This window comes from Sphingomonas sp. J315 (assembly GCF_024666595.1).
In the GTDB taxonomy this organism is placed as follows: Bacteria; Pseudomonadota; Alphaproteobacteria; order Sphingomonadales; family Sphingomonadaceae; genus Sphingomonas.
In genome coordinates this window covers 2,368,990-2,385,733 of record NZ_CP088296.1, presented here as the reverse complement: position 1 = coordinate 2,385,733, position 16,744 = coordinate 2,368,990, and the positions used below count along the sequence as shown (strand labels likewise).

Below are 16,744 nucleotides of genomic sequence, written 5' to 3'. Positions count from 1 at the left end.
CGCCTACGGGATTTCCAATGCCGATGACGCCTCCTCCCGACCTCGCCAGCCTGTCGCTCGCCGAGATCGCGCGGCTCGCCGACGAACAGAAGCTGCCCCCGGTGGACAGCTGGAACCCCGCGCATTGCGGGCATAGCGACATGCGCATCGCGCGCGACGGGACATGGTATCATCAGGGGTCGCAGATCGGACGGGCGGCGATGGTGCGGCTGTTCGCGTCGATCCTGCGGCGCGAGCCGGATGGCCGCCATGTGCTGGTCACCCCGGTCGAAAAGCTCGACATCGATGTCGAGGATGCCCCGTTTGTCGCGGTCGAGATGAAGGTCGAGGGCGCGGGCGAGACCGCACGAATCGCGTTCCGGCTCAATACGGGCGATCTGATCCCCGCCGGACCGGACCATCGGTTGCGGTTCGAGCAGCGTGACGACGGCCCCCACCCCTATCTCCATGTCCGGCGCGGGCTGGAGGCGCTGGTTGCACGGTCGGTCTATTATGAGCTGGCCGCACTGGCGCTGGACAATGGCTCGAACCCGCCGGGCATCTGGAGCGACGGCGAGTTCTTCGCGATGGCCCAGGCATGACGCTGGCTGAACGGTTGCGCGTGGCGCTCGACGCCGAGCATGACCATCGGCCCGAGCTGATCGTCGGCGATGTGCTCGACGAACCTGCGGCGGCGGGCGGCGTACCGGTGCCTGCTGCGGTGCTGGTCGCGGTGACCGACCGGCCCCGCCCGGGCCTGATCCTCACCCAGCGCACCGACACGCTGCGGCGGCATGCCGGGCAGGTCGCCTTTCCCGGCGGGCGGATCGACGCCGACGATGCCGATGCGACCGCTGCCGCGCTGCGCGAAGCGCGCGAGGAGATCGGGCTCGATCCACATTCGGTCGAACTGGTCGGGCTGGCCGACCGCTATCGCACCGTCACCGGGTTCGAGGTCCAGCCGATCGTCGCGGTGATCCCGCCCGATCTGGTACTGACGCCCCAGCCGGGCGAGGTCGCGGCGATCTTCGAAGCGCCACTCGACTATGTGCTCGACCCCGCCAACCAGCTGCAGTCGAGCGTCGAGTGGCAAGGGCGCGACCGGCATTTCTACGAGATTCTATGGCAGGATTTCCGGATCTGGGGGGCGACGGCGGCGATGCTGGTCAATCTGTCGCGGCGGCTGAAATGGCTAACATGAAACCGGATGGTCTGACCCTGCCCGATGCGCCGTGGCGGCACTGGCCGGGGCTCGACCGGCTGACCGCCGCGCTCGGGACCGGCAACGCCCGCGTGGTCGGCGGCGCGGTGCGCGATACGCTGCTCGGCATCCCCGTCTCCGACCTCGACATCGCGACGCCGCTCGATCCGCAAGAGGTGATGCGGCGGCTGGAACGCGCGGGGATCAAGGTGATACCCACCGGCATCGTGCATGGCACGATTACCGCAGTCAGCAGCGGGACGGTGGTCGAGGTGACGACGCTGCGTCGCGACGTGACCACCGATGGCCGCCGCGCCACCGTCGCCTTTACCGATGACTGGAAGGAAGACGCCGCGCGGCGCGACTTCACGATCAATGCGCTGTACGCCGACCCGGATACGGGCGAAGTCTTCGATTATTTCGGCGGGCGCGCCGATCTCGCGGCGCGGCACGTCCGCTTCATCGGCGATCCGCTGCGCCGCATCGCCGAGGATCATCTGCGTATCCTGCGCTTCTTCCGATTCCTCGCACGGTTCGGGGACAGCCCCGACGCGGCGTCGCTCGATGCCTGCACCGCGCGCGCCAACGACCTGATGGCCCTGTCGCGCGAACGAATCGCCGACGAGTTGCTCAAGCTGATGGTCGCGAAGGACGCGGTGCGGGTGATCGCGCTGATGCTGGAGCGCGGCATTTTTCGACCGGTGCTACCCGAAATCGCGTCGGTTGAGCGGTTCGCACGAGTGGAAGCGCTCGAATCTGAAGCGGGAATTGAGGCGGACCCGATCCGCCGCCTCGCCGCCTTGCTCCCCGCCGACGCAAGCATCGCCGAATCGGTCGGCGGGCGGCTCAAGCTCTCGAATGCCCAGCGCAAAAGGCTGATCGCTGCGACCGACGCGGACCTGTTCGGTGCTCCCCGCGCCGCCGCCTATCGCCTCGGCCGCGACGAGGCGATCGACCGACTGTTCCTGTTCGACGCCGAGGACGCGGTGGCGGCCGCGCGCGACCTGATCGACTGGGAAATTCCGCGACTCCCGCTTGCCGGCGGTGCGCTGATCCAGCGCGGGCTGACCAAGGGGCCGGACGTCGCGCGCGCGCTGCGCGCGGTCGAGAGCCAGTGGATCGAGGAAGGCTTTCCGGATGCGGCGCGCGTCGAGCAGATCGCCGACGCGGTGACGGATCAGGCGTTGCGCTCGACCAGCAGCGAATAGGCCGCGTCGATGCAGAGCGGGCGCGAATAGAGGAAGCCCTGCCCATAGTTGCATCCCAGCGCGGCGAGCGTCTGGGCAAGTTCGTTGGTCTCGATCCCCTCGGCGGTCGTCTGCATGCCGAGCGCCTGGGCGAGGCTGAGGATCGCGCGGACGATCGCCACCTTGTCGCGGTCGGCAAGCATCCCCGACACGAAGCTGCGGTCGATCTTGAGCACGTCGATCGGCAGTTTCTGGAGATAGGCGAGGTTGGAATAGCCGGTGCCGAAATCGTCCATCGCCAGCGTGGTGCCGAGATCCTTCAGCGCCTGCATCGTCTGGGCGATCCGATCGGGATCGGTGACCAGCGCGCTTTCGGTGAGTTCGAGCGTGATCTTGCTGCCATCGACGCCATTGGCCTCGAGCGCGGCCTGCACCATCGGCGCGATCTGGTCGCGCTGGAGCTGGATCGCCGAGAGATTGACCGCGACCTTGACTCCGCAGTCGCCGCCGGCGCGCGCATCCCACACCGCCATGGCGCGGGCGGCCTCATGCATCGCCCAGCGGCCGAGCGGAACGATCAGGCCCGATTCCTCGGCAACCGGGATGAATTCGACCGGGGACAGGGCGATGCCGCTCTCGGTCGTCCAGCGCGCCAGCGCCTCGAACGACACGATCTTGCCCGACGCGAGGTCGCAAATCGGCTGGAAATTGAGGGCCAGCGCGCCGTTGTCGATCGCGCGGCGCAGCTCGGTCTCGATGCTGAATTCCTGGCGAACCACGTCAAACGCCCGGGTCTGATAGATTTCGGTGCGACCCGATTTCTTGGCGCGCTTCATCGCGAACTGGGCGTGGCGGATCAGTTCTTCGGCATCGCCGCGCTCGACCTCTCCGATCGCAATGCCGATCGCACAATCGACGCGGATCTCGAAATCCGACAGGCGGAACGGGGTGGTCAGCGCGTTCTGAATGCGCTTGGCGACATGCAGCGCGTCCTGAATCCCCTCGTCCAGCTCCAGGCGAATCGCGAATTCGTCGCCGCCGGTGCGCGCCAGCACGTCATGGCCGCGCAGCGCGCCCTTTACCCGGCGCGCGACCGAGATCAGCAGTTCGTCGCCGGCAAGGCCGCCCATGCACGCATTGATCCGGCTGAACCGGTCGAGATTGATGACGAGGATGGCGAATCGATCGATCCCGCTCTGCTCGATCTCCGACTCCAGATCCTCGCCAAATCCTGCGCGGTTGGGCAGGCCGGTGAGGCTGTCGGTCAGCATTTCTCGCCGAAGACTGCGCTGGGTGCGCAGTTCGGACGTGTGATCGATCAGCGTGACCAGGCAACGGCCGTTCTGCCGCTCGGTGCTGCGGCGCGCGAACCGCACGCGGAAGAAGCGCGCATCGACCGTGTCGCCCAGCTCCCAGTCAAACTCGCAATCATTCGTGTCCGAATCGAGGAAGTTCGCGATTCGCGCGCCAAGCTGGCGAATCACCGGGGAATGGTCGGCGGTGGTGCCCAGCCCGGCGAGGCGGAAGGGGCGATTGACCGATTCTGAAGACGAGGCCGCTTGAGTTCCGCTCCACCACTGCAGCGGGAATCGGAAGCAAATTCAACGTCTGAGCGGTGCCCGATGGGCCGAGCGCGCGCGCATCCTCACCCGTCACAGGGACGGGCGCGGGGACTGGCTTGTCCTTCCGGCGGCGCGACAACAGCATCATTCAAGGGGTTAGGCGCATTTGGTTAAGCGGTGCTGAAGGGCCAGCCCCGATTCCGCGTATAGAGCGCCAATCTATTCCCGAAATTAGAAGCGGTTATCGCGCGGGAACCCGACCGGCGGCATCCGCCCGGCCGCCCCGCGCGCGGCGCGCCATGGGGCAAGGTCCGATTCGGTCCGCGTCCGCCCCTGGTCACCGCCCATCCGCCAGCTCAGGCCGTCGGCAAAGCGGAACGTGATCGCGTCCGACAGCCCGCCATCGCGATAACGTTGCAGCTGAACCCCCTGCCCGCGCGCCAGTTCGGCGAGTTCGGTCATCGGGAACACCAGCAATTTGCGATTGTCGCCGATCACCGCGACATAATCATCCTCGGCCCCGACCTGTTTGACCAGCTTGAGCATCGCACCACTGCGCGGGGTCACCACCTGCTTGCCCTTGCGCGTTTCGGCAATCACGTCCTCGGTCTTGACCAGGAAACCGCGACCGTCGGTTGCGGCGACGAGCAGCTTCGGCGCCGCGTTCGCCGGGAACAGCCCGACGATGCCGGTTCCGCCATCCAGATCGATCATCAGGCGCACGGGCTCACCGAACCCGCGCCCGCCGGGCAGCTTGTCGGCCGCCAGCGTGTAGAAGCGCCCATTCTCGGCGGCGAGCAGCAGCTTGTCCGTCGTCTGGGCGTGGAAGGCGATGAGCGGGCCGTCGCCTTCCTTGAACTTCGCAGTATCGGCGCTCGCCAGCTCGGCATGGCCCTTCATCGCGCGGATCCAGCCGCGCTGGGACAGGATCACGGTGATCGGCTCGCGCTCGATCATCGCTTCCAGCGGAATTTCGCGCGCGGGTGCCGCTTCGGCCACCAGCGTGCGCCGCGCGCCGAGCGCGGTTTCGGGACCATAGCGGTCGCGCACCCTGGTCAGGTCGCGCTTCATCCGGGTGCGCTGGCGCGCGTCGCTCGACAACAGCGCCTCAAGCTCGGCCTGTTCCTTGGCCAGCGCCTCGCGCTCCTTGCGCAGCTCCATTTCCTCCAGCTTGCGCAGCGCGCGCAGCCGCATGTTGAGGATCGCCTCGGCCTGGCGGTCGGTCAGCTCGAACTCGGCCATCATCACCGGCTTGGGCTCATCCTCGGTGCGGATGATCGCGATCACCCGGTCGAGGTTGAGGAAGGCGATGATGTACCCGTCGAGCAGCTCCATCCGGTCGGCAATCTTCTGCAGCCGGTGTTCGCTGCGGCGGCGCAGGACGATAAACTGGTGGTCGACCCAGGCGGCGATCGCCTGACGCAGGCTCATCACCCGTGGCGTGCGCGTATGGTCGAGGACGTTGAGGTTGAGCGACACGCGCACCTCAAGGTCGGACAGCCGGAACAGGCTTTCGATCAGCGTGTCGGGATCGACGGTGCGCGCGCGCGGCTCCAGCACGATGCGAATTTCGGCGTCGGATTCGTCACGGACATCGGCGAGGATCGGCAGCTTCTTGTCATTGATCAGCGCTGCGATCTGCTCGATCAGCTTGCCCTTCTGCACCCCGTACGGGATTTCGGTGACGACGATCTGCCAGGTGCCGCGCCCCTGATCTTCAAGTCCCCATTTGGCGCGCACCCGGAAGCTGCCGCGTCCGGTGGCATAGGATTCGGCGATCGCTGCCGGGGTGTCGACGACGATGCCGCCGGTCGGGAAATCGGGGCCGCGCACATGTTCCAGCACCTGCGCGTCACTCGCATTGGGCTGGTCGATCAGCAGGATCGCGGCGTCGATCAGCTCGGCGGCATTGTGCGGCGGGATGCTGGTCGCCATGCCGACCGCGATTCCGCTGGCGCCATTGGCGAGCAGGTTCGGGAACAGGCCGGGAAACAGCTCCGGCTCGTGATCCTCGCCATTATAGGTCGGGCGGAACTCGACAGCGTCCTCGTCCAGCCCGTCCATCAGGTCGATCGCGACCTGGGTCAGCCGCGCCTCGGTATAGCGGTACGCGGCGGCATTATCGCCATCGATATTGCCGAAATTCCCCTGCCCGTCGACCAGCGGATAGCGCAATGCAAAGGTCTGGGCGAGGCGGACCATCGCGTCATAGACCGACTGGTCGCCATGCGGGTGATATTTACCGATCACGTCGCCGACGACGCGCGCGCATTTCTTGTATGCTTCGTTCGGGTTGAGCCGCAGCCCGCGCATCGCCCAGAGCAGGCGACGGTGCACCGGCTTCAGCCCGTCGCGCACATCGGGCAGCGAGCGCGCGGTGATGGTCGACATCGCATAGACGAGGTAGCGTTCGGACAGAGCCGAATCGAAGGGGGCGTCGACGATGGCGTCAAAGGGATCGGGGTCGCTACGGGTGTCGCTCATGGCTGGACTTACTAGGTCACTGTGCCGGGGAAACAATAGCGGAACCATTGCAGCGCTGTTGATCGCGATACCGCCGATTTCCGGCACCGCGCTCGCGGCCCCGGTTCAGCGCTGGCCGCTCCCCGAAAATCTCGAATACGCCTATGGCAAGAGCGATCTCCAGGGTGCGCTTGCAATGGCCGCGGCAGAGATTGCGCGGTGCGAAGCCACTCGACCGACAGACGATCGCTGCTTCGACCTGCTTCGCGCCGGCGGCAAGATCGCCAACGATATTGCCGATTTCGCACGCGGCGAGGCGTTTTCACGCCGTGCGGTCCAGATCGCCGACCGCACCCCGCACCTGTCCGCAGAAGAGCGCGCCTCGGCCTATCGCAACCTCGCCGCAGCGCTGGACGGGCTGGGACGCTGGGACGAGGCCGAGCGTCTGCACGCGAGGATCCTGCCCCTGTACGTCCAGGTTTACGGCGCGGGATCGAACGAGCATCTCGTCGCGACGGTGCGATACGCCAATAATCTGCTGTTTCAGGATAAGGCGGTTGCTGCGCAGCAAGTGCTGATCCCGATGGAGCGGTTCCGCGCGAGCATTGCGCGATCGAACTTCTTCCTGGTCCGGCGGTTCGATCTGCTCTTGGGCGAAACGCTGCAGGCAACGGGCGATTTCGAGCGCGCGGACGCCGCCTTTCGCCGGTTTCTCGCGCGGCTGGAGCACGACCGGGAGGCACCGCGAACCGAGTTCGTCATCGCCTATTCCAGGATCGCCGGCGCGCAGTTCGGCATGGACGAGGTGAACGAGGCAATCCGCTTTCTCAACGCCGCCATCGCAGCGGAACGCGACCTGCACGCCCGCGATCAGATCGTTCTAGCCGAATTTCCGGACATCACCGATTCGGACATCATCCTCGCCCGTCTGGCGACGCGCATCGGCGACCATGCGCGCGCCGAACGCGTGCTGGTCCAACTGGCGCAGCGCCGCAGCCGTCGATTGGGGGCCACCCACCCCCGCACGCTGGCCGTGCATGGTGATCTTGCCGCCGCGCTGCTGGGCGCCGGACGCCGGGCCGATGCGCTGCGCGAAGGGCAACGCTGCATCAGCGGTCTCGAAAGCGGCGGTCGGATCGGCATCGCGAGCGCGCGGTGCCGCGCAATCGCCGCCGAAGCGGCACTGGTCGATGGCCGGGCAGGCCAGGCGCTCGAACTCGCCATGCCGATGCTCAAACCGCTCGACCTGCTGGAGGCCGCTGATCCCGCCCGGATCGATGGCCATGCGCTGATGACGCGAATCGTGAACGCCCAGCGCCCGCCACGGCTGGCGCAGTTGCGCTATCATTACCGGATCGCCGCGCGCGGGACCGTTGCGCGCATGGCGCGATACCGCGACTTCAGCCCGCTCGCACAGAATGAGCTGCGTCGCCGCAGGCCGGTGTTTACCGGTCAAGTCGGCGCGAACTGGGCATTGGGTGCGGGTCGGTAAGGCTCGGTGCGCGTGACAAGCGCCGCCCACTGTATTATATGAACAATACAGGAGGGTAAGCATGAGCTGGATCATGGCGGTCGCGCTGGCCGGACAAGGCGGGGCGGCAGCGGCGGGACCCGCACCCGACGAAACCGGACGCACCTTTCACTATCAGCGATCGAACATCGCGGGTGGCGAAGAGGAACAGATCTATGTCCACCGCGCCGCGCCCGACCGGATCGAGGTGTACAAGATGCGCGCGCGCTGCACCGGCGCGGCGTTCGTCACCGCCCATGTCGACCCGGTGACCGGCGAGGCGTCGAAGCTGATCGCCGGGCGCCTCGCGCCGGGCGCGACCAGCCGGACGATCGGGGTGATGACGCATGACGGCGCGGCAAAGCGGATCGCGATCAGCCTCGATCTCGGCGACCGGAAGCTCGAGCTGGGCATCGACGCGCCCGACCGGCCCTGGCACCTCTACGACTATGACCTGGCGACATTGGGCGCGGCGCTGGTCGCGCGCGGGCCGCAGCGGGCACCCTTTTCATTCGGCATGGCGCTGGTCTGGACCGATCCATCCAGGCCTGACGAATTCCTGCGCTGGCTGGGCAAGGCCGAAGCGACGTTCGTCAGCGCCGAACGCCATCTGGACCGCAACACGCTGCGTTTTGACGTCGCCGGCCCGGCATTCGGCGACAAGGGCGGCGGGCCGATCTGGATCGACGCGCGCGAAGGCCACATCGTCGATGTGCAATGGGGCCGCCCCAACCATGACGGCTATGCCGATTTTCGGCTCCAGCTAAAGGCCGAATTGCCGCGGGGCGATGCGGCGTGGAAGGCGCTGCTCACCCGGCATTTCGCGGGGTGTCCGAAGGAGTGACCCGACAGCTTCCCGATTCGGGACCACGCAGGATGCGCGCCCTTCCGGCCGTTTACCAAAAGCCCTATCGTCGGCGGAACGATTTCGCAGGGGGGATTCGAATGCGATTCGGTGCACTGATTGTCGCCGCGCTGGTGCTGGCCGGGTGCGAGGCCGCGCCCAAAAAGGATTCGGACAAGATCAGCAGCGAAGCCGTGGCCGCGCTGACCGCGACCGGCGGGGCGTTCGATTATCGCTATGCGTACAAGGTACCGGGCAACCATGTGAAGGCAGTGGTCGAATCGCACGCGGCCGGCTGCGACAAGCTCGGCCCGGCACGCTGCCGCATCCTGTCGCTGCGCTATCGCGTCGATGAGGCGAACCGGATCGCCGCGACGCTCACCTTCCGCATCGATCCCGCCGTCGCGCGCAATTTCGGCGAGGCCGCGACCAAGGTGGTGGTCGGTGCCAGCGGCGCGCTGGTCGAAACCGAGATCGCGGGGGCAGACGCAACCGCGACCGCGCGCTCCAACGCGCTGGTCGGGCGGCTGCGCGAACAGCTCGCCAATGCGCAGGCGAGCAACGATCCGGTCCAGCAGGAGCGTGCGCGGCGGCTGCAGACCGCGCTCGACGTGATCGCCAGAATCGGAAGCCGATAGCGGCGAGACGATGGCGACCGCGCCGGTGCTGATCACCTATGCCTCGGGCACCCCCGCCCCCGGCCTGAACGGATCGGCGGACGCCAGCTTCCGTGACGCGGGCGACAAGCTGGTTAATTCCGCCGCAGGGATTGCCCAGGTGCTGGCGTCGGTCGGCCCCTGGCTGTTGCTGATGGTGGTCGCGGTGCTGCTGCTGCGCCTGCTGATCCACGGCACCAGTGGCGCGCCCGCCCCCCGCGACCAACGAGGATGACGACCCCTATCGCGAGCAGGGCGAACCCGAGCGGCGCAACGCGATCCAGCGCTGGTTCAATCGGGACGACAATCCGGGCTGAATCGACGGCGTCAGATTGTGGCAGAAATGGGGCATTGCTCAATTCCCTCCTTCATGGTGTGATATCGCCAGCGCCGGAGTGAGGCGCCGACGTCGCTGGAGGGATGCCGATGAGCCGGATGTGGACGCGATCGCCGATGCTGCTGGGACTGGCGCTGCTCGCAGCCTGCGGACAGGCCAGTCAATCGGGTGTGGCGGAGGAGCGGATGGTTACCGCCGATGCCGCCGCCGAGCCGATGGAGGCGAAGCCGGACGCCGCCGCCTCACCCGGGGCGGCGACCGATCCGATCGCCGTCACCCTGCCCCGCATCGCCTATATCTACCGGGTCGGGTACCGCCTTCCGGGCGACGCGATCCCGGCGTTGCAACAGGCGCATGTCACGCTGTGCGACAAGATGGGGGCGGCGCGCTGTCAGGTCGGCGGGCTGCAGCGATCCGGCGGCGAGGCCGAGCGCGGCGAGGGCACGCTGAAGCTGCGCGTCGAGAGCAAGAGTGCGCGCGCCTTCCTCGATTCGCTCAACAAGGCCGCGTCGGACAAGGGCGGCCGCCCGGTCGACACCGCGATCGAGGCGGAGGACGTGTCCAAGCAAATGGTCGACGCGGAGGCGCGCATCCGCCAACGCGAATTGCTGGTCAGCCGCCTCACCGAAATCCTGCGCACACGGCAGGGCAGCGTTGCCGACCTCGTCGCCGCCGAGCGCGCGGTGGCCGAAGCGCAGGAGGAGCTGGATCAGGGCAAGGCGTGGCTCGCCGAGCTGAAAGGTCGGGTCGCCTTCTCCACTATCGAGATCGGCTACAACGCACAGGCGGCCGAAGCGGGCGGGTTCGGCGCGCAGCTTGGCGACACATTTGCGGATTCGGGAAGCCTGTTCCTGATCGGGCTACGCGGGTTGCTGACTATCGTCATCGTTCTGGCTCCATGGGTGCTGGTGTTCGGTCCGCTGATCTGGCTGGGAATGCGCTGGCGCCGACGCCGCAAACCGGTCATTCCGCCGACCAGCGATTGATTGCACGCAGGGCTGGCTTCCGATATAGGCCCGCCCCTACAGCCCCGGCGACGCGCGACCGTGCCGCCGGGGCACCGCGTTTCTGAAGGACTCCGCATGGCACGCCGCCGCCAGATCTATGAGGGCAAGGCCAAGATCCTCTATGAAGGCCCCGAACCCGGCACGCTGATCCAGTATTTCAAGGACGACGCGACCGCGTTCAACGCCCAGAAAAAGGGCACGATCAACGGCAAGGGCGTGCTCAACAACCGGATTTCCGAGCATATCTTCACGTTGCTCGGCAATATCGGCATCCCGACGCACTTCATCCGCCGCCTGAACATGCGCGAGCAGCTGATTCGGCAGGTCGAGATCGTCCCGATCGAAGTCGTGGTCCGCAACGTCGTGGCCGGATCGCTGGCCAAGAAGCTGGGGATCGAGGAGGGCACGCCGCTGCCCCGCACGATCATCGAATATTATTTCAAGGACGACGCGCTCGGCGACCCGCTGGTCACCGACGAACATATCCTGTGCTTTGGCTGGGCCGCTCAGGAAGAGCTGCACGACATGGCCGACATGGCGATCCGCGTGAACGATTTCATGTCGGGCCTGTTCGCGGGGATCGGTATCCGGCTGGTCGACTTCAAGCTCGAATTCGGGCGGATCTTCGACGAAAACGGCTATGCCCGCATCATCCTGGCCGACGAAATCAGCCCCGATGGCTGTCGTCTTTGGGACATGGCCAGCGGCGAGAAGCTCGACAAGGACCGGTTCCGCCGCGATCTGGGCGGGGAAGTCGAAGCCTATCAGGAAGTCGCGCGCCGCCTGGGACTGCTGCCCGAAGGCGCGGATTCGGCGGTGCTGGACCTCGAGACGCACCGCAAGAAGCGCGGGAAGTAAGCCTTTGCTTTGTGTTCAGCTGCGCTGAACCGGTACCGGCCCGCTCCCCCACCCGGCCACCCATTCCAGAATATCCTGCCGATGGGTGGCCGGGTGGGGGAGCGGGCCGGTACCGCCTACCAAAAAAAGGTCGCCTTACCCCTTCGCCTTCAGCCCGGCGATGATGCCGAAGATGAACGAACAGATCAGCGCGATCTGAATCTGTCCGCTCGGATCGCTCCACCCGAAATAGTCCCTGCCGAATGCCGCCAGCGCGACGAACAGGGTGATCGCCAGAAATGCCATTACGCCCTTACTCCACGCCAAGGCCCGCCCCCGCGGCGGCGACTCGGCGAGGCCGAGTGTCGCACAACGCGGTAAATGGCCGATGAAATCTTGCGGAGCCGCGCGCATCGGCCCATAGGGCGCGGCAAATCCCCCGGAGGAACACCCATGAAGCTGCGCATCGTCGTCACCCTCAAGAACGGCGTGCTGGACCCACAGGGCAAGGCGATCGAGCATGCGCTCGGCTCGCTCGGCTTTTCGGGCGTGGGCGAGGCGCGGGTCGGCAAGCTGATCGAACTCGACGTTGCCGACGATACCAGCGACGCGGACATCGACGCGATGTGCAGCAAGCTGCTCGCGAACACCGTCATCGAAAACTACCGGATCGAAAAGGCATGAAGACCGCCGTCATCGTCTTTCCCGGATCGAACTGCGACCGTGACCTGGCGGTGGCGATCGAGAGCGTGACCGGGACCAAGCCCCACATGGTGTGGCACGGCGAGAGCGACCTGCCCGACGGCCTTGGCCTGATCGCGCTGCCCGGCGGCTTTTCCTATGGCGATTACCTGCGCTGCGGCGCGATTGCGGCGCGCTCGCCAGTGGTGCGCGCGGTGGTTGATGCGGCGAATCGCGGCGTGCCGGTGATCGGTATCTGCAACGGGTTTCAGGTGCTGACCGAAACCGGTCTGCTGCCCGGCGCGCTGATGCGCAACTCCGGCCTCAACTTCGTGTGCCGCGACGTCGCGCTGACGGTCGAGAACAGCCAGTCGATCTTCACCAGCCGCTATGATGCGGGCGAGACGATCTCTATCCCCGTCGCGCATCATGACGGCAATTACTTCGCCGATGCCGAGACCCTCGACCGGATCGAAGGCGAGGGCCGCGTCGCGTTCCGCTACGCCAGCGACGTCAATGGCAGCGCACGGCAAATCGCGGGCATCGTCAACGGCGGCGGCAATGTGCTGGGCATGATGCCGCACCCCGAACGCAAGGTCGAAGCGGCGCATGGCGGCACCGACGGCCGCCGCCTGTTCGAAGGGCTGCTCGAAGCGGTGATGTAAGGGGATGAGCGGCCCGGCCCCGATCGTCTGCGACACCTGTCCGGTCGCCGATCGCGCCGTCTGCTCTGCGCTGTCGCCCGAGGATCGCGGCGAGCTTGCCCGGATCGGACACCACCGCCGTTATGCGCGCGGCGAGACGATCGTTGCGGCGGGCGACAGCGCCACGGTCTGCGCGACGCTGACCCGCGGCGCGGCGAAGATGTCGACCATCGACCGCGACGGGACCGAACGGATCGTCGCTTTGGTCCACCCCGCCGGGATGCTGGGCCAGCTGTTCGCACCGACCGCGACATTGCACGTCACCGCGCTCACCGAATGCGAGGCGTGCCTGTTCCCTGCGTCGCGGGTCGAGGCGCTAAGCGACACCCGCCCCGCGCTGGCCCGCCGCCTGCTCGCCGAAGTCAGCCGCGAGCTGAACGAGAGCCGCGCGCTGATCGACCTGATCTCCAAGCGTCAGGCCAAGGGGCGGGTCGCGGCGCTGATCCTCGCCTTTGCCCGCGCGGCCAGCCCCGCACCGTGCCATAATGCCGAGAGCTTCGACCTGCCGCTGACGCGGGGCGAGATGGCGCAGTTGCTGGGCGTGACGATCGAGACGGTGAGCCGGACGCTGACCGGACTGGAAGCTGCTGGCGTCATCATGCGACAGGGCAGCCACGGCATCGTGATCCGCGACCGCGCCGCGCTCGACGCGCTCGCTGAGGGCTGAACCGAAAAAAGCGCGGGCGAACCATCGGTTCGCCCGCTGTGAGGTGAGGGTTCGAGGTTCAGACTGCAAAGCGGAATGCAGCGACGATCAGGCCCCAGACCATCAGCATCACCGGCATGATCATGACCTGGACGATCGCGCCGCCTGCGCTGAGATGGCCGGTCCCCGTCTGCAGACCCTGCGCCATGAAATCGGCAAAGCTCGGTGCGCGCCCCTCACCCGGTGCGACGCGCGCCCACCAGGCCGGGACAATGAATGCGCCAGCAAGGAACACGGCGAAGATCGCAAAGGGGATCACCAGCCCCTTCTCCCCGAACGCCGCCCACATGATGCCGAGATAGGCGAAGAAGCCGGCGAACACCCCGATATGCAGCGCGGGATGCAGGTCGAACACATGCGCGCCCCGGGCACGGGGCAGCGCGGTCGCATCGGCGAAAGCGGTCTGGTGAAGCGGCATGTTCATCGTCGGTCTCCTTGTTGAGAGCGACGATGCGTCGGTTATCCCGCGCGCGCTTTGCGATCCGTCAAACCTTGGTGCGGAAAGGGGTAAAGTCGGTGCCCTCGTCGAACACATCCACCCCTTCGCGCTTCTTGAGGAAGCCGACTACGGCATAGGTGACCGGGGTCAGCACGACCTCCCACAACACCTTCAGCCCCCAGTTGGTGACCATCACGACCAGCACCTGTTCGGTCGTCCACACGCCCAGGAATGCGAGCGGGTAGAAGATCAGGCTGTCGACACCCTGACCGAACACGGTCGACCCGATCGTGCGCAGCCACAAATGCCGACCTTGAGTGCGCAGCTTCAGCCGTGCCAGCACATAGGAGTTGACGAATTCGCCCGCCCAGAAGGCGATCATCGATGCGCCGACGATCCGCCATACCTGGCCGAACGCGGCCTCATAGACCTCCTGCCCCTCCCAGCCGGGGGCTGGCGGCATCGCGACGATCACCCAGCACATCAGGGCGGCAAAGAAGGTCGCGGCGAATCCGGCCCAGATCACCCGGCGCGCGCGCGCATAGCCATAGATTTCGGTGAGCACGTCGCCGATCACATAGGACAAGGGGAAGAACAGGATGCCCGCGCCGAAGGTCAGGCCACCGAGCGTCGCGACCTTTGCCGCGCCCACCACGTTGGACAGGACGAGGATGACGCAGAACGCCGCCATCACATAGTCGTAGTAACGGAAATGCCCGCCCGCGACCTGACCCGCATTGATCCGTACCGGCGCCGCCCCGTCGCTCATGCCTGCCCCCCCTGATTGACCGCGCGGACTATGATGCCAGTTCCCCGCCCACGCAATCCGCGCTAACGGCAGCAACACGCGCGCCCGTAGCTCAGTTGGATAGAGCACGAGCCTTCTAAGCTTGGGGCCGCAGGTTCAGATCCTGCCGGGCGCGCCATTTCGGTTCAAAGGCACGAACGCCTAGCACCGCCGCCTCTACGCCAGAGGCGGCGGTTAGCGTTCGGAGCAGCTCGCTGCGCAGGCCGCGAATACGGACCTCTTTCCGGCTGACCACCTCGACCCGCTGGGCGACCGCCCGCACCTGATCGCGGGCGAAAGTGCCGTCGCCGTTCCGCAGCTTCTTTTTCAGGGCGGCTGCAAAGGCGCGCAGGCTCTCCGGCGTGATCGCCGGGCCGATCTTCACGATATGGGCAAGTGCGCGCTCAGAATCTCCCTTGGCCTGGTCGCGCGTCGCGGTCAGCTCGGCGATGCGATCCTTGAGCGACGGATCGCTTACGTCGATGACGCCATTCTCGATCGCGTCGTAAAGCCGCTTAAGCTTGGCTTCCGCCTCGGTCGCGCGTCGCTCAAGATCGACGACATGCTCGCGGCGCTGATTCACCCACTCGTCGCGGCGTTCGAGGATCTGATTCATCAGAGCTTCGAGCCGCGCCGGGTCGAGTAGCCGCGCTTCGAGATGATCGACCACGGCCTCATTAAGCCGATCCATAGGAACGGTGATGCCGGGACAGCCGGTGGCGCCCTGCCGCGCCTTCGTCGAACAGGTATAATAGCGATACTCGCGCCCGACGCTGCTGGTGCCGGTGCGCAGCGTCATCGCGCCGCCGCAGCACGCACAGAAGCAGATGCCGGTGAGCAGCGTCGGGCCGCCCACCGCCATCGGCGCCATCATCTTTGGGCTGCGCGCCTTGAGCGAGCGCTGGACCGCCTCAAACTCGGCTTCCGAGACGATCGCCGGCACTTCCATGACGGCGTGCTCGCTTTCCGGTTTCGGCGTCCTCGTCTTGTGATCGCGAGTGTTGAAGCGATGCTGGCCGATATAGGTCGTGCGGGTGAGCACCTGATGGACCGCGCCCAAACCCCAGCGCCCGCCGTCGCGGGTGCGGATGTTGTTCTCGTTGAGCCAGCTCGCGATGGCCTTGAGGCCCATCGGTCCCCGATTATCGACGCCGTTCAGCGCCATCCGGTAGATGCGCCGCACCGTCTCGGCCTGGATCGGGTCGATCTCCAGCTTCTTCTTGATCTTCGCGCCGCGCTCGCCGGCCGCAACCACGCGATAGCCGATCGGCGCCCGCGCGCCATTCCAGAAGCCTTGCCGGGCGTTCTCCTTCATCGCCCGCAACGTGTGCTTGCCGTTCTCCTTCGACTGATACTCGTCGAACAGCGTCATGATCTGGCGCATCATGATGCTCATCGGATCGTCGCCCAGGTCTTGCGTGATCGAGACGAGCTTCACCCCGTTCTTCGCGAGCTTGCGGACGTAGAACTCGAACTGAAACTGGTCGCGGAAGAACCGTGAGAAGCTGTGAACCACGATGACGGTGAACGTCGGCGGCTTGGTTATCGCCGCGTCGATCATGGCTTGAAAGGCAGGTCGGCGATCGTCGGTCGCGGTATTGCCCGGCTCGACGAACTCGGCCGCGACTTCCCAACCTCGCGCCAAGCAATAGCCTTCAATCTGGCGGCGTTGATCGGGAATCGACAGGTCGCTCTCGGCCTGCCGGCCGGTCGAAACGCGCAGGTAGAGCGCGGCACGGGCGGTCGCCACGACCGGCGCCTCATCCTCATCTCGTCGCGGGGCGGCGCCGGTCATCACGCTTCACTCCTCCCTTCACGGCAGCGGGCCGAACAGCTTATCCAGC

The 16,744-nt window shown here is 66.5% G+C and carries 18 protein-coding genes, 1 tRNA gene and 1 pseudogene; 14 read left to right on the top strand and 6 right to left on the bottom strand.

All coding sequences use genetic code 11. The annotated features are described in order from the left end of the window. Positions 1 to 17: 17 nt before the first annotated feature. The 3 genes from LRS08_RS12175 to LRS08_RS12165 are packed head-to-tail and all read left to right on the top strand — an operon-like array spanning position 18 to position 2,388. On the top strand, positions 18 to 581 hold the full coding sequence (locus tag LRS08_RS12175) for a DUF1285 domain-containing protein (protein ID WP_257843440.1): 564 nt from the start codon (positions 18 to 20) through the stop codon (positions 579 to 581). Continuing rightward, on the top strand, positions 578 to 1,180 hold the full coding sequence (locus LRS08_RS12170) for a CoA pyrophosphatase (protein WP_260480768.1): 603 nt from the start codon (positions 578 to 580) through the stop codon (positions 1,178 to 1,180). Before LRS08_RS12175 ends, LRS08_RS12170 begins: the two co-directional genes overlap by 4 nt. Further along, the gene (locus LRS08_RS12165; RefSeq protein WP_260480767.1) at positions 1,168 to 2,388 is read left to right on the top strand and encodes a CCA tRNA nucleotidyltransferase; all 1,221 of its coding nucleotides are present in this window, start codon (positions 1,168 to 1,170) and stop codon (positions 2,386 to 2,388) included. The genes LRS08_RS12170 and LRS08_RS12165 overlap by 13 nt, the downstream gene beginning before the upstream one ends. Here the strand turns inward: LRS08_RS12165 and LRS08_RS12160 are convergent. Next, the gene (locus LRS08_RS12160) at positions 2,358 to 3,851 is read right to left on the bottom strand and encodes a bifunctional diguanylate cyclase/phosphodiesterase (protein WP_260480766.1); all 1,494 of its coding nucleotides are present in this window, start codon (positions 3,849 to 3,851) and stop codon (positions 2,358 to 2,360) included. The two genes, LRS08_RS12165 and LRS08_RS12160, sit on opposite strands and share 31 nt — an antisense overlap. A gap of 309 nt (positions 3,852 to 4,160) precedes the next feature. Next, a complete protein-coding gene (gene parC, locus LRS08_RS12155; protein WP_257843443.1) occupies positions 4,161 to 6,413 on the bottom strand; it encodes a DNA topoisomerase IV subunit A in 2,253 nt (750 codons plus the stop codon). A gap of 58 nt (positions 6,414 to 6,471) precedes the next feature. Between parC and LRS08_RS12150 the strand changes: the two genes are divergently transcribed. From LRS08_RS12150 to purC, 6 genes are all read left to right on the top strand, one after another. Continuing rightward, entirely contained in the window at positions 6,472 to 7,884 is a 1,413-nt protein-coding gene (locus LRS08_RS12150; protein WP_257843444.1) for a tetratricopeptide repeat-containing protein, read from the top strand. A gap of 61 nt (positions 7,885 to 7,945) precedes the next feature. Beyond that, positions 7,946 to 8,746, top strand: a complete 801-nt coding sequence (locus tag LRS08_RS12145) for a hypothetical protein (RefSeq protein ID WP_257843446.1) — start codon at positions 7,946 to 7,948, stop codon at positions 8,744 to 8,746. Between the two features lie 101 nt (positions 8,747 to 8,847). Then, positions 8,848 to 9,384, top strand: coding sequence for a hypothetical protein (locus tag LRS08_RS12140; RefSeq protein WP_260480765.1), 537 nt, complete (start codon positions 8,848 to 8,850; stop codon positions 9,382 to 9,384). Positions 9,385 to 9,394: 10 nt separating this feature from the next. Continuing rightward, positions 9,395 to 9,637, top strand: a complete 243-nt coding sequence (locus LRS08_RS12135) for a hypothetical protein (RefSeq protein WP_260480764.1) — start codon at positions 9,395 to 9,397, stop codon at positions 9,635 to 9,637. 191 nt (positions 9,638 to 9,828) lie between these two features. Then, a complete protein-coding gene (locus LRS08_RS12130) occupies positions 9,829 to 10,725 on the top strand; it encodes a DUF4349 domain-containing protein (RefSeq protein ID WP_257843449.1) in 897 nt (298 codons plus the stop codon). A 96-nt stretch (positions 10,726 to 10,821) separates the two neighbouring features. Then, entirely contained in the window at positions 10,822 to 11,604 is a 783-nt protein-coding gene (gene purC, locus LRS08_RS12125) for a phosphoribosylaminoimidazolesuccinocarboxamide synthase (protein ID WP_257843451.1), read from the top strand. Positions 11,605 to 11,739: 135 nt separating this feature from the next. On the opposite strand, the gene LRS08_RS12120 is transcribed toward purC, so the two are convergent. Beyond that, positions 11,740 to 11,889: a hypothetical protein gene (locus tag LRS08_RS12120; protein ID WP_257843452.1), complete on the bottom strand. Its 150-nt coding sequence runs from the start codon at positions 11,887 to 11,889 to the stop codon at positions 11,740 to 11,742. Between the two features lie 147 nt (positions 11,890 to 12,036). On the opposite strand from LRS08_RS12120, the gene purS reads away from it, so the two are divergent. Genes purS through LRS08_RS12105 form a run of 3 tightly spaced genes read left to right on the top strand, consistent with a single transcriptional unit; the run spans position 12,037 to position 13,635 of the window. Further along, a complete protein-coding gene (gene purS, locus LRS08_RS12115; RefSeq protein ID WP_257843453.1) occupies positions 12,037 to 12,267 on the top strand; it encodes a phosphoribosylformylglycinamidine synthase subunit PurS in 231 nt (76 codons plus the stop codon). Further along, entirely contained in the window at positions 12,264 to 12,929 is a 666-nt protein-coding gene (gene purQ, locus LRS08_RS12110) for a phosphoribosylformylglycinamidine synthase subunit PurQ (protein ID WP_257843454.1), read from the top strand. The genes purS and purQ overlap by 4 nt, the downstream gene beginning before the upstream one ends. Before the next feature lie 4 nt (positions 12,930 to 12,933). Next, positions 12,934 to 13,635 (top strand): Crp/Fnr family transcriptional regulator, encoded by a 702-nt coding sequence (locus LRS08_RS12105; RefSeq protein WP_257843455.1) that lies wholly within the window; start codon positions 12,934 to 12,936, stop codon positions 13,633 to 13,635. 58 nt (positions 13,636 to 13,693) lie between these two features. Here LRS08_RS12105 and LRS08_RS12100 read toward each other — a convergent pair whose 3' ends face one another. Further along, entirely contained in the window at positions 13,694 to 14,098 is a 405-nt protein-coding gene (locus tag LRS08_RS12100) for a hypothetical protein (RefSeq protein WP_257843457.1), read from the bottom strand. Positions 14,099 to 14,159: 61 nt separating this feature from the next. After that, on the bottom strand, positions 14,160 to 14,882 hold the full coding sequence (locus LRS08_RS12095) for a queuosine precursor transporter (protein ID WP_257843458.1): 723 nt from the start codon (positions 14,880 to 14,882) through the stop codon (positions 14,160 to 14,162). An 80-nt stretch (positions 14,883 to 14,962) separates the two neighbouring features. Here LRS08_RS12095 and LRS08_RS12090 point away from each other — a divergent pair. Together LRS08_RS12090 and LRS08_RS12085 are read left to right on the top strand one after the other, a co-directional pair. Continuing rightward, positions 14,963 to 15,039: transfer RNA gene (locus LRS08_RS12090), tRNA-Arg, on the top strand. 249 nt (positions 15,040 to 15,288) lie between these two features. Then, positions 15,289 to 15,546, top strand: coding sequence for a hypothetical protein (locus LRS08_RS12085; protein ID WP_257843459.1), 258 nt, complete (start codon positions 15,289 to 15,291; stop codon positions 15,544 to 15,546). Positions 15,547 to 15,615: 69 nt separating this feature from the next. Here LRS08_RS12085 and LRS08_RS12080 read toward each other — a convergent pair. After that, positions 15,616 to 16,695 (bottom strand): annotated as a pseudogene (locus tag LRS08_RS12080) (recombinase family protein); the annotation flags it as partial. Positions 16,696 to 16,744 lie beyond the last annotated feature (49 nt).

What these genes read in the sequence shown, in the direction of transcription:
- LRS08_RS12175 (WP_257843440.1), top strand. Translation starts at nt 18, where the DNA reads ATGCCGATGACGCCTCCTCCCGACCTCGCCAGCCTGTCGCTCGCCGAG.
- LRS08_RS12170 (WP_260480768.1), top strand. Translation starts at nt 578, where the DNA reads ATGACGCTGGCTGAACGGTTGCGCGTGGCGCTCGACGCCGAGCATGAC.
- LRS08_RS12165 (WP_260480767.1), top strand. Translation starts at nt 1,168, where the DNA reads ATGGCTAACATGAAACCGGATGGTCTGACCCTGCCCGATGCGCCGTGG.
- parC (WP_257843443.1), bottom strand. Translation starts at nt 6,413, where the DNA reads ATGAGCGACACCCGTAGCGACCCCGATCCCTTTGACGCCATCGTCGAC.
- LRS08_RS12145 (WP_257843446.1), top strand. Translation starts at nt 7,946, where the DNA reads ATGAGCTGGATCATGGCGGTCGCGCTGGCCGGACAAGGCGGGGCGGCA.
- LRS08_RS12140 (WP_260480765.1), top strand. Translation starts at nt 8,848, where the DNA reads ATGCGATTCGGTGCACTGATTGTCGCCGCGCTGGTGCTGGCCGGGTGC.
- LRS08_RS12135 (WP_260480764.1), top strand. Translation starts at nt 9,395, where the DNA reads ATGGCGACCGCGCCGGTGCTGATCACCTATGCCTCGGGCACCCCCGCC.
- LRS08_RS12130 (WP_257843449.1), top strand. Translation starts at nt 9,829, where the DNA reads ATGAGCCGGATGTGGACGCGATCGCCGATGCTGCTGGGACTGGCGCTG.
- purC (WP_257843451.1), top strand. Translation starts at nt 10,822, where the DNA reads ATGGCACGCCGCCGCCAGATCTATGAGGGCAAGGCCAAGATCCTCTAT.
- LRS08_RS12120 (WP_257843452.1), bottom strand. Translation starts at nt 11,889, where the DNA reads ATGGCATTTCTGGCGATCACCCTGTTCGTCGCGCTGGCGGCATTCGGC.
- purS (WP_257843453.1), top strand. Translation starts at nt 12,037, where the DNA reads ATGAAGCTGCGCATCGTCGTCACCCTCAAGAACGGCGTGCTGGACCCA.
- purQ (WP_257843454.1), top strand. Translation starts at nt 12,264, where the DNA reads ATGAAGACCGCCGTCATCGTCTTTCCCGGATCGAACTGCGACCGTGAC.
- LRS08_RS12105 (WP_257843455.1), top strand. Translation starts at nt 12,934, where the DNA reads ATGAGCGGCCCGGCCCCGATCGTCTGCGACACCTGTCCGGTCGCCGAT.
- LRS08_RS12100 (WP_257843457.1), bottom strand. Translation starts at nt 14,098, where the DNA reads ATGAACATGCCGCTTCACCAGACCGCTTTCGCCGATGCGACCGCGCTG.
- LRS08_RS12095 (WP_257843458.1), bottom strand. Translation starts at nt 14,882, where the DNA reads ATGAGCGACGGGGCGGCGCCGGTACGGATCAATGCGGGTCAGGTCGCG.
- LRS08_RS12085 (WP_257843459.1), top strand. Translation starts at nt 15,289, where the DNA reads ATGGGCAAGTGCGCGCTCAGAATCTCCCTTGGCCTGGTCGCGCGTCGC.